Below are 14,025 nucleotides of genomic sequence, written 5' to 3' on the forward strand. Positions count from 1 at the left end.
AGTCCGGCCGCCCCCGTGGGGATCCGCTACAGCCGTTCCTTCGCCAGCTCCCGGGACAGGGGGAGCATCTCCTGCACCGCCCTGTTGAACTCGGCGTCGGTCAGTTCCACCCCGATGACCTCGAAGTCCAGCTTCAGGGCTTTCATCGCCGCTTCGGTCGGGGCGGTGCGGGAGCCCCGCAGCACCACTCCGAAGAACTTCACCTTCGCCTGGTCGAAGCGGACCGGTACCAGCCGCCCCCCGACGAGGATGCGGGTGAGGCCGGCCCGACCGGGTATGTCGTTGGCCGACAGGCGCTCGATGTCCCGCTGGATCTGACCGAGCTTCTCGTTCTTCCCGAACTCGCTCGCCACCTCCTCGAACGTCGCGGTGAAGGGTCTGCCCTCGGCCTCGGCCAGCAGGGCCCGATCGCGGAGCTCGTCCTTCACCGCGGCCACGAACTCGAGCACTGCGTCCGCCGACAGCTCGTCGTCGCCGGATCCGAGGTGGAGCCGGCCCACCGCGCTCTGTTTGCCCGCCTTGGACTCGAAGACCGCGACGGGCACCATCACGTCCTTCTCCCAGTACACGAGCATCCCGTCGGTGATGCCCTTGCCGTCCCGGCCGAGCAGCAGGTGTCCGGGGACGAAGTCGAGCCTCTTCCCCCGCGGCGCCTTGACGCCCAGCGCGGCAAGGCCCGCCGGGTCACGCAGCCACGACAGCACCCGGGTCTCCAGCAGCTCCTCCAGCAGCTGGCCCTTCATATTGCTCACGTTCGGCCCTTTGCGCAGCACCCTCAGCAGGGACGGGGCGTCGAGTTTCGCCAGGGCCGGGAACTGCTTGGACAGCTTCGCCAGCAGCGCCACGACCCGGGCCTCGTGTTCGACGACGGCCCGGATCACCCCTCTGACCAGTCTGGGCAGGGACTCGGCCAGCTCCTTGGCCAGCGCGGTAGCGATCCGCTTGCCCAGCCGGAGATCCTCCGCCGCCTGGTTGACGGCGTGCAGGACCGCCGGGTTGGCGGAGGCGCGGGCGTCCGCGGCGATGGCGAGGCGCCAGCCCTGGACCTCCTCGCCGAACATCCGGGTCAGCCGCACCTCCGAGTAGACGAGGCGGCCCGCCTTGACCAGCCGGCCCGCCACGGGCAGCAGGATCGTCGCGGCCATGATCGCCCGCTCCAGATCGGTCAGCCGGTATCCGAACAGATCGTGTGCGTTCACCACCTCGTACCCGGTGACCGCGTTGCCCACGATCGGGAGGATCGCGATGGCCAGCTCCACCATCTCGACCAGCTCCGGCCGTTTGATCTCCACGTCCTGCGGCGGGTTGTAGTCGGCGGGCAGCCGCTGGGCGAAGCGGAGCGCCGACAGCACATCCGGCCGCTCGTCCAGGAAGTCCCGGAACGATGCCCGCGCGCTGAGCTGGAGGAACAGCCGGTCCGGGGGATGTTCGAGGAACCAGGTGAAGTAGGACCTGGCCACCCCCGCCATGATCGTGCGGACCGCACGGTTGTCCTCGATGAGGTAGCTCTTGCCCTCGAACCTGTCCACGACCACGTGGGTCCGCCAGATCGGGTCCTTCTCCAGCCGGTCGCAGAACCGGGCGTACTCCTCCCGCTTGGCCGCGTAGGCCTTGCGGGTCGCCTCGTCCGCTTCCCACGGGGTCAGGTCCCGCTCGGCCTGCCCCAGCCAGTACCGCCGCCACCCGTCCGGGCCACCCGGGAAGACCGCCACCTGGTCGGGCCGGCGCGTGACGTGCTCGTGCATCAGCTGGGAGCCGAGCCGAGCCGTCCCGACCAGCGCGGCACTGCCGTTGCCCTGGAGCCCGATCCGCATCGCGCTCTCCACGGCGGCGATCTCCCGCAGGTGCGCGGTGACATTCACCCTGGCCATCAGCGCTCCACCCACTCCCCGTCCGGGTTCTTGACCCACTTGGGCAGGGTGTCGTCCGGCCTCAGGTGCACCAGGGTCGTCGGGATGCGCACCTGCCACGGTTCCCCCTGCGGCACCTCCGCGCCGGGACGGTCCAGCCGCTCGGCCAGTTCGTCCGCGATCGACAGGTAGAGCGGGCTGGTGATGGCCGGCAGCGGCCCGCCCTGCCAGAGCTCCCCGAAGTTCATGTAGTGGTCGATGGCCCCCTCGAACCCGGGCCTGACGGGGACGGTCACGCGGCAGTACCCGGCTTTGAGGAACTGGTTGAACACCGGATCGGGGTCCTCGTAGGACAGCCGCTCGCCCCATTCGTCCTTGCGCCCCCAGAAGTACGGGTAGGCCACCCAGGTCAGGTGCTCCCATTCGAAGGCCTGCTCGAAGAAGCGGACGTACGCCCCTTCGCCGGCGGCTTCCCAGACGTCGATCTGCGGAATCTTCCGCGCCCCCGTGTCGATGGCGTCGAAGAGGTCGAAGTGCTGCTCCGTCAGCACGCTGACGCAGTTCTTGCGCAGCTCGTCCGCGATCAGCTCCTGGTTCGCCGCCGGATTGCGGCCCCGGATCGCCACCCCGGCCTGGAGCTGGAGCTCGGCGAGCTTCGACTCGTACTCCGCGAGCCGGGCCCGGTAGGCCGTGGTGAGCTTCGCGTGGGTCTCCAGGCGCCACTTCTCCATCGCCCGCGCCGTCCGCCGGCACTTGACCTCGATGGCGACCGCGATGTGGGCCGCCCGGAAACTCACGAGGGAAACCGCGACCGAGTCCCGCTCGTCGTCCAGCGCGGTGGTCCACACCCACGTGCCATCGTTCTTGAACCGGTGCGCGCGGCGCCCGACGACCACGTCCAGGGCGTAGTCCGACGACCAGAGGGTGGCCACCTTGCCGACGGAGGCGTGCACCGCCTGGTAGCCGTCATCGATCGTGATCTGGCCGGAATGGCTGTAGTTGGTCTTGCTGTCCCCGCCGCCCGCCTTGAAGTCGAAGGACTTCGTCCGGTACGGCTCGGGAGGCGGGGAGACGTCCGTCGCACCGTAGGCGCGGACCCAGAAGGGGTAGTTGTACTCGCTGATCCGGTTCGGGCGCAGCGGGAACTCCGGCGGCTTCACCAGATCGACCGCGCTGGCGTGCGCCGACTGGAGGGAGTGGACCAGGAACGCCGAGGGCTCCGGGATCATGAAGTCGAACATGGTGCGCAGGCCGTAGTTGTACATCTGCGCCTCGTAGACCTTGTTGACCCACTGGTAGACGCCCGAGATGTGGCCGATGCCGTTCCTGTTGTCGATGCCGTGGGTGTTCTTCTCAGTGACCTCCGTCGTGACGCGCAGCGACGTGCGGTCCAGGACCCGCTCGGCGATACGGCTGGAGCTGCGGTCCGTGACGTCCCGGGCGAAGGTCGAGGCCGATTTGGTGGCCTCCTCCTTGGAGCGGGAGACGGACCCCTCCGCCGAGGCGGAGAACTCCACGGTGGGCCCGTACTTGCCGGAGATCGTCAGCCCCGCCTTGAGGGCGGCGTCCTCCTTGATGACCTCGCTGGACTCCTTGGTCATCTCGAAGCGGTCGGTGGACTGCAGCTCCCGCTCCTCGGAGGTGGTCACCTCCGTCTCGCGGTAGGTGAGCTGCTCGGTCTCCTGGCGCCGGGTGTGCTCGCGCTGCTTGCTCTCGCCCCGCAGGACGTTCTCGATGTGGGCCACGTCGGCCGCCTCGTACCCGATCAGTTGCTGGCGCACGAGCAGCAGATCGGCCATCCCGGCCGGTTCGACCCGCCCCCGGCTCGCCGGTACGCGCGGGTCCCCGAGCGGGACCTTCACGTCGGCGTCGGGTTCGCCCACCACCAGGGCGGTCCAGGCGGAGGGCAGCGGGGTGGACACCGTGACCAGGGCGTCCCCGACCCGTTTGACGCTGCGCCGCGTCGGCTCGCCGTAGAGGGTGTCCAGCTCCGAGCCGAGCGCCTCCACCTCGTCCACCAGATAGGCCACGATCCGGTCCAGCGGCTCCCCGGTCAGATCGATGCCCCGGTCGGTGACCAGGGTCCGGGTCCCGTCCGACAGGCGGCCGGCCCCCGTCTCGTTGAGCCGGAAGGTGGTCGCGGCGAGCAGCGGGGCGATGAACTGCAGCTTGCCGTCCAGCAGGTCCGGCTTGGCCACGAACAGCTCTCCGGCGAGCTGCGCGGCCCCGGTCAGCGAAGGGGCCTGCGGCTGGGGCTGCGGCTCCGGATCGGCCACGGCCGGCGGGCCCCCGCCGCGGATCTCCAGGGCCCGCAGGTTGGCGGCGGCGAGCTTGCCGTGGAAGTCGATCTGCCTCAGCAGCTCGTCCGTGGGCGCCGCGGGCGGCAGCACCGCTGCGTCCCCGTGCTGCGCAGGGGCCTGGAAGCTGTCCCCGGTGAGCGCGACCAGCTCCGCGACGGCGCCGCGCAGCCTGCTGTGCCCGCTGAGCAGTTCCCCGGCCCGCTGCTGCCGGGCGGTGGCCTTCTCCAGCTCCTTGGCGCGCTGGCGCCGGGCCGCTTCCACCGTGGACAGGGCCGGATCCAGCCCGGTGGCCCGGGGCAGCTCCACCGAGCGGAGCCGGGCGCGGCGCAGCTCCTGCGGGGTGGCGGGGAAGGCCGGCAGCTCGGTGGTGCGCGTCAGCTGGACCACCAGTTCCAGATGGCGCAGCTGGCGCGTCAGCTCCTCGATGGGCCGCCCGTGCTGGTCCGGCAGGTACTTGATGGCCAGCAGGCTGTCCCGCAGCCGGGCCAGGGCCTCCTTGAACTCGCTGCCGGCCACCACGGTTTCCGGGGTCCCGCCGTACGCGTCGCGCACCGCGTTCAGCACGGAGCGGCGCAGCGGGATCCCGGGGCCCGTGGCCTCCTCCGCTTGCACCGGACCGGCCAAGGAGTCCAGCGCGGCGCCGAAGGCGGCGGTCGCGGCGGCCAGCGGGGTCCGGGCCGGGTCACCCAGGAAGCGGGCGGAGGCGGCGAAGGCGCCCGCGGCCGTCCGGGCCGCGGCCCGGGGGTCGGGTGTGGACGGTGCCGCGGCCAGCGCGGTCTGCAGGTCCGAGGTCTGGGCGAGCGGGATGCTCGCACGGGCCGGGTCCTGGCTGACCGGCGGACGCATGAGCGCGATGCGGAAGAGCGGTTCCATGGTGTCCCCCCACGGGCAGTCGTCACAATCTGTCACCGTGTGTGTGCTCGGGAACCGCCTCCACCACGCTCCGCTACCGATATCTCCACCCCAAAAGGTGAGAATGGGAACCGGAGTTGACCCCTCAGCACCCGCAGACCTCAGCACCCGCAGACCTCAGCACCCGCAGGCCTCAGCGCCCGCAGACCTCGGCGCCCGCAAGGCCTCAGTGCCCGCAGGCGTGGTGCCGCCCCTTCCCGCCGCCGTGGACCGACGCGTACGAGGCCGGGCGCGCGCCCGCTGCTTCGGCGCGGGCCAGCCGGGCCGAAGCCGCCCGGCCCGAGGCGGAGTCCGCCTCGTGCACCACCCGGCCGCCGACCAGGGTCATCCGTACGCCCGTTCCGCTGATGTCGGCCACCGGGCAGCGCGTCACGTCCCGGTCCAGGAGCACCAGGTCCGCCGCCTTGCCCACCTCCACGGTGCCGGTCAGCCCCTCCTGGCGGAGCTGCCAGGCGGTGCCCGAGGTGTGCATGCGCAGGGTGGTCTCCCGGCTCAGCGCCTCCCGCTCCCGGTACAGCGCGCCGGCCCCGTGCGCCCCCTGCCGGTCGATCGCCGTCCGGAGCTGGTTCCACACCTGGAGGGCGTCCACCGGCCAGTCCGAACCGCCCGCCAGCCGTGCGCCCGCCTTCTCCAGGCTGCGCGCCGGGTACAGCCACCGGTGCCGCTCGGGCCCGATGTAGGGGAGCAGCGCCTCCACCGTCCAGGTGTCCCGTACGGCCCACTGGAGCTGCATGCACGCCGTGACCCCCAGCTGCGCGAAGCGCCGCAGGTCCGCGGGGTCCACGAGCTGCAGGTGCGCCACCGCGTTGCGGGCGTCCCGCTGCCCGGTGGCCCGCCGGGCGTACGCGTACCCGTCCAGGGCGGTGCGTACCGCCCGGTCCCCGAGCCCGTGGGCGTGCATCTGCCAGCCCGCCCCGTTGAAGGCGGCGCTGAGCCGGCCGTACTCCGCCGCCGAGGTGTAGAGCTCGCCCCGGTTGGCGGTCGGCCTGCCGTTCCCGTCGAGGTACGGCTCCAGCAGGGCGGCGGTCTGCGCCGGGTACTCGATGACCCCGTCCAGGAAGACCTTGATCATCCCGAACCGGAGCCCCCGCACCTCCCCGAACTCCCGCCGCAGGCCGCGCGCGTACGCCAGCGAGGCCGCCGGGTCCTTGGCCTGCTCGGCGTCCAGCCGGATCGCCGGGACGATCCGCTGCGGCAGCCGGCCCGCCGCGGAGAGCGCCCGGTACAGCTCCAGTTCGTGCCGCCCCACCAGGGCGTCCATCATCGTGGTGACCCCGGAGGCGGCCGCCAGGTCCAGCACCGCGGCGCACGCGGCGACCAGTTCGGCAAGGGTGTGCTCCGGTATGTGCCGTTTGACCAGTCCCTGGGCGTCGTCCTTGAGGACGCCCGTCGGCTGTCCGTCCGCACCCTTGACCACCTTGCCGCCGACCGGGTCGGGCGTGGCCGCCGTGATCCCGGCGATGTCCAGCGCCCGCCGGTTGGCCCACAGGTTGTGCCCGTCGCCGCCGACCAGGACGACCGGCCGCCGGGTCGGGAGGGCGTCCAGCACCGAGTGGTGCGGAGCGGTGCCCGTGGGGAGCAGTCCGACCGGGTTCCAGTCCTCCACCACCAGCCAGCCGTCGGGCTCGGCGCCGGCGCCGCCGGTGTCGGCGAGGAAGCCGGTCAGGATCTCCAGGAGCTCGGCCGGGGTGGTCTCCGCACCGTCCAGCGAGGGGGACAGCGAGCGCTCGCCGGCCCCGAGCGGGTGCACGTGCCCGTCGTGGATCCCGCTCATCACGGTGTTGCCGCCGGCGTCGACCACCTCGGTGTCCCGGCCCACGTACCGGCGCAGCGCGGCGTCGGTCCCGGTGGCCAGGATCTTTCCGTCCCGGCCGACCGCGACGGCCCGTACGGGCCCCCGCCGGTCGGTGCCGGTGAACACCGAGGCGTTGCGGACCACGAGCGCGGCGGAGTTCCGCCCGCCGGCGGTCGGGGCGGAGGCGGCGGGGGCGGCCGCGGCGGGTCCCGCGCCCAGCAGACCCGCGGCGCCCGCCGCTCCGGCGGCCGCGAGGAGCCCCCGGCGCGACAGCGGGGACCGGGAGGACAGGGGCGACCGGGGGGAAGGAGAAGACTGCATGCACACTCCAAACGTCGAGGCGGGGCCGTGGCGAGGACGCTGTTTGATTAAGGGCTTAACCACAAGGCACCCCCAGCGACGGAATCCGTACGATGGCGCCGTGCCCGCCCCCCTCCACGCATCCGGACATGTCCCGATGCCCCCGCCCGCTCCGGTCCCCGGTCCGACCCTCGCCGACATCGCCCGCGCCGCCGAGGTCTCCACCGCGACCGTCTCCCACGCGCTCAACGGCACCGGCCGGCTCGGCGAGTCCACCCGGCGCCGGGTGCGCGAGGTCGCCGGCGCCCTCGGCTACGGAGCCCGGCGCGGCCCGCACAACCGCAGCCTGGGCATCGCGGTGACCACGTACGCCGGCTACGCCTGGGACTTCGCGCGGATCGCCTACTACGCGCGGCTGCTCCTCGCCGCAACCTCGGCCGCGCACGCCCACGGCTACGCCCTGACCACGCTGCCCGCCGACCGCGGGGCCGAGCCGCTGTGGCACACCCTGGCGGTGGACGGGATGCTGCTGCTGGACAGTCCGGCCGACGACCCGGTGCTGCGCGCACTGCGGGCGCGGGGGCTTCCGGTGGTCTTCGACGGGCCCCCGGTCGATCCGCGGCCGGACGACATATGGGTGGACAACGACCACACCGCCACCACCCGCGAGGTGCTCGACCACCTCGCGGAGTCCGGCGCCCGGCGGATCGCCCTGCACGCGGGCTACGGCCGGGAGTTCTACACCGGGGCCGTCACCTCGGCCTACGAACACTGGTGCGCCGAGCGGGGCCGGGATCCGCTCGTCATCCCCTTCGACCCCAATGACGGCGCCGGGCACGCCTTCGACCCCGCCTTCGCGGGGCCGGACCGGCCGGACGCCGTCTACTGCGTGTACGACCCGGGGGGCCGGCAGGTGCTGGCCGCCGCCGCGCGGCACGGCATCGGCATTCCGGGCCGGGGACCAGGGGTACCTGGGGGACCGGAGGGACCCGGGGAACCGGGCGGGTCCGGGGGACCGGAAGGCTCCGAGGGCCTGCTCCTGGTCTGTGCCAGCGAGGATCCGGCGTACGCCGAGAACGAACCCTCCGTGACCACCGTCACCTTCGATCCGGAGCGGATCGCGGAATCTGCGGTTTCGTCCCTGGTCAAGCTCATCGAATCCGGACATGCGGAATCGCCCGGCCGACGAGTCGTTCCGGCGGCGCTGAGGGTGCGTGCCTCGTCCCGGCGCCCCGGCATGTACTAGAGTTATCTCGACATCGAGATATCTGCCCCGGACGTGCCGCAGCCGCCCCGCTGGTAAGGGTTACCTAACTTAGCCTCACCTTAGCGGAAAGGCCAGAGTGCCTCGCGGCAGGATTGCGGCAATACGCGCGAATTCATGCATGAAGGAGACTGTCGTGTCGGCGAACAGCTTCGACGCCCGCAGCACGCTGCAGGTGGGCGACGAGTCGTACGAGATCTTCAAGCTGGACAAGGTCGAGGGCTCCGCCCGCCTTCCCTACAGCCTGAAGGTCCTGCTGGAGAACCTGCTCCGTACCGAGGACGGCGCGAACATCACCGCCGACCACATCCGGTCGCTCGGTAACTGGGACTCGCAGGCCCAGCCCAGCGAGGAGATCCAGTTCACGCCGGCCCGCGTGATCATGCAGGACTTCACCGGCGTTCCCTGCGTCGTGGACCTCGCCACCATGCGCGAGGCCGTGAAGGCCCTCGGCGGCGACCCGGCGAAGATCAACCCGCTCTCGCCCGCCGAGATGGTCATCGACCACTCGGTCATCGCCGACAAGTTCGGCACGGCGGACGCCTTCGCCCAGAACGTCGAGCTGGAGTACGGCCGCAACAAGGAGCGCTACCAGTTCCTGCGCTGGGGCCAGACCGCCTTCGACGACTTCAAGGTCGTCCCCCCGGGCACCGGCATCGTCCACCAGGTCAACATCGAGCACCTGGCCCGCACGGTCATGGTCCGCAACGGCCAGGCGTACCCCGACACCCTCGTCGGCACCGACTCGCACACCACGATGGTCAACGGCCTGGGCGTACTGGGCTGGGGCGTCGGCGGCATCGAGGCCGAGGCCGCGATGCTCGGCCAGCCGGTCTCCATGCTGATCCCGCGCGTCGTGGGCTTCAAGCTGACCGGCGAGCTGCCCACCGGCACCACCGCCACCGACCTCGTGCTGACCATCACCGAGATGCTCCGCAAGCACGGCGTCGTCGGCAAGTTCGTCGAGTTCTACGGTGAGGGCGTCGCCGCCACCTCCCTCGCGAACCGCGCCACCATCGGCAACATGTCGCCGGAGTTCGGCTCCACCGCCGCGATCTTCCCGATCGACGACGAGACGCTGAAGTACCTGCGCCTGACGGGCCGCGACGCCCAGCAGGTCGCCCTGGTCGAGGCGTACGCCAAGGAGCAGGGCCTGTGGCTGGACCCGGCCGCCGAGCCGGACTTCTCCGAGAAGCTGGAGCTCGACCTCTCCACGGTCGTCCCCTCCATCGCCGGCCCGAAGCGCCCGCAGGACCGCATCGTCCTCGCCAACGCCTCGCAGCAGTTCGCCCAGGACGTGCGCAACTACGTCAACGACGACGAGGAGTCGGGCAAGGAGTCCTTCCCGGCCTCCGACTCCCCGGCGTCCTCCAACGGTGTGCCCTCCAAGCCCACCCCGGTGACCCTGGCCGACGGCACCTCCTTCGAGATCGACCACGGCGCCGTCACCGTCGCCGCGATCACCTCGTGCACCAACACCTCGAACCCCTACGTCATGGTCGCCGCGGCGCTCGTGGCGAAGAAGGCCGTCGAGAAGGGCCTCGCCCGCAAGCCGTGGGTCAAGACCACCCTGGCCCCCGGCTCGAAGGTCGTCACCGACTACTTCGACAAGGCCGGCCTGACCCCGTACCTCGACAAGATGGGCTTCAACCTCGTCGGGTACGGCTGCACCACCTGCATCGGCAACTCGGGTCCGCTGGAGGAGGAGATCTCCAAGGCGATCAACGATGCCGACCTGGCGGTCACCTCGGTGCTCTCGGGCAACCGCAACTTCGAGGGCCGCATCAACCCCGACGTCAAGATGAACTACCTGGCCTCCCCGCCGCTGGTCGTCGCGTACGCCATCGCGGGCTCCATGAAGGTGGACATCACCAAGGACGCCATCGGCGTCGACACCGAGGGCAACCCGGTCTTCCTGAAGGACATCTGGCCCTCCGAGGCCGAGGTCAACGACGTCGTCGCGAACGCGATCGGCGAGGACATGTTCAGCAAGTCCTACCAGGACGTCTTCGCGGGCGACGCCCAGTGGCAGGCGCTGTCGATCCCGACCGGCAACACCTTCGAGTGGGACCCGCAGTCCACCTACGTGCGCAAGCCCCCCTACTTCGAGGGCATGACGATGGAGACCACCCCGGTCTCCGACATCGCCGGCGCGCGCGTGCTGGCGAAGCTGGGCGACTCGGTCACCACCGACCACATCTCCCCGGCCGGTGCGATCAAGGCCGACACCCCGGCCGGCAAGTACCTCACGGAGCACGGCGTCGAGCGCCGCGACTTCAACTCGTACGGTTCCCGTCGCGGCAACCACGAGGTCATGATCCGCGGTACGTTCGCCAACATTCGCCTCCGCAACCAGATCGCGGCGGGCACCGAAGGCGGCTTCACCCGCGACTTCACCGTCGAGGGCGCCCCGGTCTCCTTCATCTACGACGCCTCGCAGAACTACCAGGCCGCCGGCATCCCGCTGGTCATCCTGTCGGGCAAGGAGTACGGCTCGGGCTCGTCCCGCGACTGGGCCGCCAAGGGCACCGCGCTGCTCGGCGTCAAGGCCGTCATCGCCGAGTCCTACGAGCGCATCCACCGCTCCAACCTGATCGGCATGGGCGTCCTGCCCCTGCAGTACCCCGAGGGCGTCACGGCGGCCTCGCTGGGCCTCACCGGCGAGGAGACCTTCTCCTTCACCGGTGTGGAGGAGCTGAACAACGGCACCACCCCGCGCACCGTCAAGGTGGCCACCGACACGGGCGTGGAGTTCGACGCGGTCGTCCGCATCGACACCCCGGGCGAGGCGGATTACTACCGCAACGGCGGCATCATGCAGTACGTGCTCCGCAACCTCATCCGCGGCTGATCCCATACCGGCACCAAAGGGCCGTACCTCCGTTAAGGGGGTACGGCCCTTCCGTTTCTGCGGGCGGCTCCGACGGTCCGGCTCAGGTGACGGTGAGGTCTCAACTCGGAAAAGCCGGGGCCCATACCGGTACATGATCTTGCTCACAGGAGCGGAAGTGGACTATACCTGTGCCCGTCCGGGTCACCGCGAAACGAGCGGCCCCGGACGGGGGGACGGCGGGGACCTGCGGTGATGTCCGCTGGGCGGCAGCAGTCGCACTTTCCTTCCTCCTTCACACTCCTGACGAAGGCGAGGACTTGAGCATGGGATCCACCTCCGCCCACGGCGAGCGCAGCAACGGTGAGGGCTTCGGCCGCCGGGACCTGATCAAGCGCTCCGCGGCACTCGGACTGATCGCCGTACCGACGATGAGCTTCCTGTCCGCCTGCGCTTCCGGCTCCGACGAGACGACCAAGGGCAACGAGTCCAAGGTGGCCGTCACCAAGGAGAACCCCTTCGGCGTCGCCAAGGGCGGCAAGCTCGACGTGGTCGTCTTCAAGGGCGGCTACGGCGACGACTACGCCAAGGCGTGGGAGGCGGCGTTCGACAAGAAGTGGGGCACCACTTCCTCGCACCTCGCCACCCAGGAGATCACCTCCAAGCTGCAGCCGCGCTTCAACGGCGGCAACCCGCCGGACGTCGTCGACGACTCCGGCGCCCAGCAGATCAAGCTGGACGTGCTCGCCAAGGGCAACCAGCTCGCCGACCTCACCGTGGTCCTCGACGCCCCGTCGCTCGACGACCCGTCCAAGAAGGTCCGGGACACGCTGATGCCCGGGACCGTCGAAAGCGGCATGATCGGCGGCAAGTTCGTCGCGCTGCAGTACGTCTACACCGTCTGGGGCCTGTGGTACTCGGGCAAGCTCTTCAAGGAGAAGGGCTGGACCCCGCCCAAGACCTGGGCCGAGTTCATGGACATCTGCCAGAAGGCCAAGGCGGCCGGCATCGGCGGTCTGGCCCACCAGGGCAAGCACCCGTACTACATCAACGTCGCCATCATGGACCTGATCGCCAAGAAGGGCGGCCTGGATGCCATGAAGGCGATCGACAACCTGCAGCCGAACGCCTTCGCGGACAACCCAGTCGCGCTGGAGGCCGTCGAGGCGGTCTACGAGCTGGTCGAGAAGGACCTGCTGCTGCCGGGCACCAACGGCCTGACGCACACCGAGTCCCAGACCCAGTGGAACCAGTACAAGGCCGCCTTCATCCCCTCCGGTTCCTGGCTGGAGAACGAGCAGCTCAAGCAGACCCCGGAAGACTTCGACATGCAGTTCCTGCCGATGCCGCTGCTGCCGGACAGCAAGCTGCCCCTCGAGGCCATCCGCGCAGGCGCCGGCGAGCCCTTCATCGTCCCGGAGAAGGCCGCCAACAAGGCCGGTGGCCTGGAGTTCCTCCGCTCGATGCTGTCGCGCGAATGGTCGACCCTCTTCGCCCAGCAGGCCAACTCCCTCACCGTCCTCAAGGACGGCGTGGACCCGGCGGTCAAGCTCCGCTCGGGCACGCAGTCGGCCGTGGCGGCGCTCAAGGCGGCCGGGGAAGGCACCTTCAACTACCGCTACCCGGACTGGTACAGCGAGATGGACACCGAGATCCAGAACGCGTCCAATGAGCTGATGGCCAAGCGCATCCAGCCCAAGGAATGGATCAAGCGGGCCCAGGCTGCGGTAAACAAGGCGACTCAGGACCCGAACGCCAAGAACAACAAGCGCAGCTGACACCGCGTCCACCGGGCACCCGGAAACACCAGGGACGGACACCATGAGCCACGTAGCGAACAGCAAGGGGCGGGGCGGCTTCATCGCCGGCTTCCTCATCCTGCCCCTTGCGCTGTACCTGACCTTTGTCATCTGGCCGTACATTCAGACGTTCGGCTATTCCTTCACCAACTGGACGGGTCAGTCTCCGACTTTCGACTTCGTCGGGCTGGACAACTACTCGGCCTTGCTGAAGGACGAGGTCTTCGGCGGCGCACTGCTGAACAACCTGCTGCTCCTGGTGTTCGTCCCGACGATCACCATCCTCATCGCCCTGTTCTTCGCCTTCATGCTGAACGCCGGCGGGCGCAGCGGAGCCGGCGGGGTCCAGGGGGTGGCGGGCTCCGCCCTCTACAAGGTGATCTACTTCTTCCCGCAGGTCCTCTCCCTCGCCATCCTCGCGGTGCTCTTCGGAGCCGTGTACCGCAGTGACGAGGGGGGTCTGCTGAACGGTTTCCTCACGAAACTGGGCCTGGTGGACCCGTCCCACCCCATCGAATGGCTCAACGAGCCCAACTTCGTCCTCTGGTGCCTGCTGCTGGTGGTCGTCTGGCACGGGGTCGGCTTCTACCTGGTCCTCTTCTCGGCCGCGATGCAGTCGGTTCCCAAGGACATCTACGAAGCCGCGCTGCTCGACGGCGCGGGGCGCGCCCAGACCTTCTTCAAGGTCACGCTGCCCCTGCTGTGGGATTCTGTGCAGACCTCCGCGGTCTATCTGGGCATCGCCGCGATGGACATGTTCGTCCTCGTGTCGACCATGACCTCGGGCCAGTTCGGCGGCGGACCGGACCACCACAGCGAGGTCATGGCGACGGTGCTGATGCGTAACTTCCTCTACTTCGGCAATGCGGGCTACGCCTGCGCCATGGGGGTCGTGATGCTCGTCCTCACCCTGATCCTCTCCGCCATCACGCTGCGGGCCACTCGCCGCGAGCACGTCGAGTTCTAGCGGGAGAC

General features: G+C 70.2%; 7 protein-coding genes. 4 read left to right on the forward strand and 3 right to left on the reverse strand.

The features are described from left to right. Nucleotides 1-26: 26 nt before the first annotated feature. From NLX94_RS21080 to NLX94_RS21090, 3 genes are all read right to left on the reverse strand, one after another. Nucleotides 27-1,871: a hypothetical protein gene (locus tag NLX94_RS21080; RefSeq protein ID WP_254384540.1), complete on the reverse strand. Its 1,845-nt coding sequence runs from the start codon at nt 1,869-1,871 to the stop codon at nt 27-29. Then, nucleotides 1,871-5,023 (reverse strand): hypothetical protein, encoded by a 3,153-nt coding sequence (locus NLX94_RS21085; protein ID WP_254384541.1) that lies wholly within the window; start codon nt 5,021-5,023, stop codon nt 1,871-1,873. The genes NLX94_RS21080 and NLX94_RS21085 overlap by 1 nt, the downstream gene beginning before the upstream one ends. A 205-nt stretch (nt 5,024-5,228) precedes the next feature. Beyond that, nucleotides 5,229-7,178, reverse strand: coding sequence for an amidohydrolase (locus tag NLX94_RS21090; protein WP_254384542.1), 1,950 nt, complete (start codon nt 7,176-7,178; stop codon nt 5,229-5,231). A 100-nt stretch (nt 7,179-7,278) separates the two neighbouring features. On the opposite strand from NLX94_RS21090, the gene NLX94_RS21095 reads away from it, so the two are divergent. The 4 genes from NLX94_RS21095 to NLX94_RS21110 all read left to right on the forward strand — a co-directional run bounded on the left by NLX94_RS21095 (nt 7,279) and on the right by NLX94_RS21110 (nt 14,017). Further along, nucleotides 7,279-8,403, forward strand: a complete 1,125-nt coding sequence (locus NLX94_RS21095; protein ID WP_254384543.1) for a LacI family DNA-binding transcriptional regulator — start codon at nt 7,279-7,281, stop codon at nt 8,401-8,403. A gap of 139 nt (nt 8,404-8,542) precedes the next feature. Next, complete coding sequence (gene acnA, locus NLX94_RS21100) at nt 8,543-11,272, forward strand: aconitate hydratase AcnA (RefSeq protein WP_254384544.1); 2,730 nt, start codon at nt 8,543-8,545, stop codon at nt 11,270-11,272. A 305-nt stretch (nt 11,273-11,577) separates the two neighbouring features. Next, the gene (gene ngcE, locus NLX94_RS21105; protein ID WP_254384545.1) at nt 11,578-13,029 is read left to right on the forward strand and encodes an N-acetylglucosamine/diacetylchitobiose ABC transporter substrate-binding protein; all 1,452 of its coding nucleotides are present in this window, start codon (nt 11,578-11,580) and stop codon (nt 13,027-13,029) included. A 43-nt stretch (nt 13,030-13,072) separates the two neighbouring features. Continuing rightward, nucleotides 13,073-14,017 carry a carbohydrate ABC transporter permease gene (locus tag NLX94_RS21110; RefSeq protein WP_254384546.1) on the forward strand — a complete coding sequence of 315 codons (945 nt, stop codon included), beginning with the start codon at nt 13,073-13,075 and terminating at the stop codon, nt 14,015-14,017. Nucleotides 14,018-14,025 lie beyond the last annotated feature (8 nt).

The sequence above is a fragment of the Streptomyces sp. TBY4 genome (genome assembly GCF_024213195.1).
GTDB lineage: Bacteria > Actinomycetota > Actinomycetes > Streptomycetales > Streptomycetaceae > Streptomyces.

Bases quoted from the DNA above. Each gene is read 5' to 3' on its own strand.
- NLX94_RS21080 (WP_254384540.1), bottom strand. From the start codon at position 1,871: ATGGCCAGGGTGAATGTCACCGCGCACCTGCGGGAGATCGCCGCCGTG.
- NLX94_RS21085 (WP_254384541.1), bottom strand. From the start codon at position 5,023: ATGGAACCGCTCTTCCGCATCGCGCTCATGCGTCCGCCGGTCAGCCAG.
- NLX94_RS21090 (WP_254384542.1), bottom strand. From the start codon at position 7,178: ATGCAGTCTTCTCCTTCCCCCCGGTCGCCCCTGTCCTCCCGGTCCCCG.
- acnA (WP_254384544.1), top strand. From the start codon at position 8,543: ATGAAGGAGACTGTCGTGTCGGCGAACAGCTTCGACGCCCGCAGCACG.
- ngcE (WP_254384545.1), top strand. From the start codon at position 11,578: ATGGGATCCACCTCCGCCCACGGCGAGCGCAGCAACGGTGAGGGCTTC.
- NLX94_RS21110 (WP_254384546.1), top strand. From the start codon at position 13,073: ATGAGCCACGTAGCGAACAGCAAGGGGCGGGGCGGCTTCATCGCCGGC.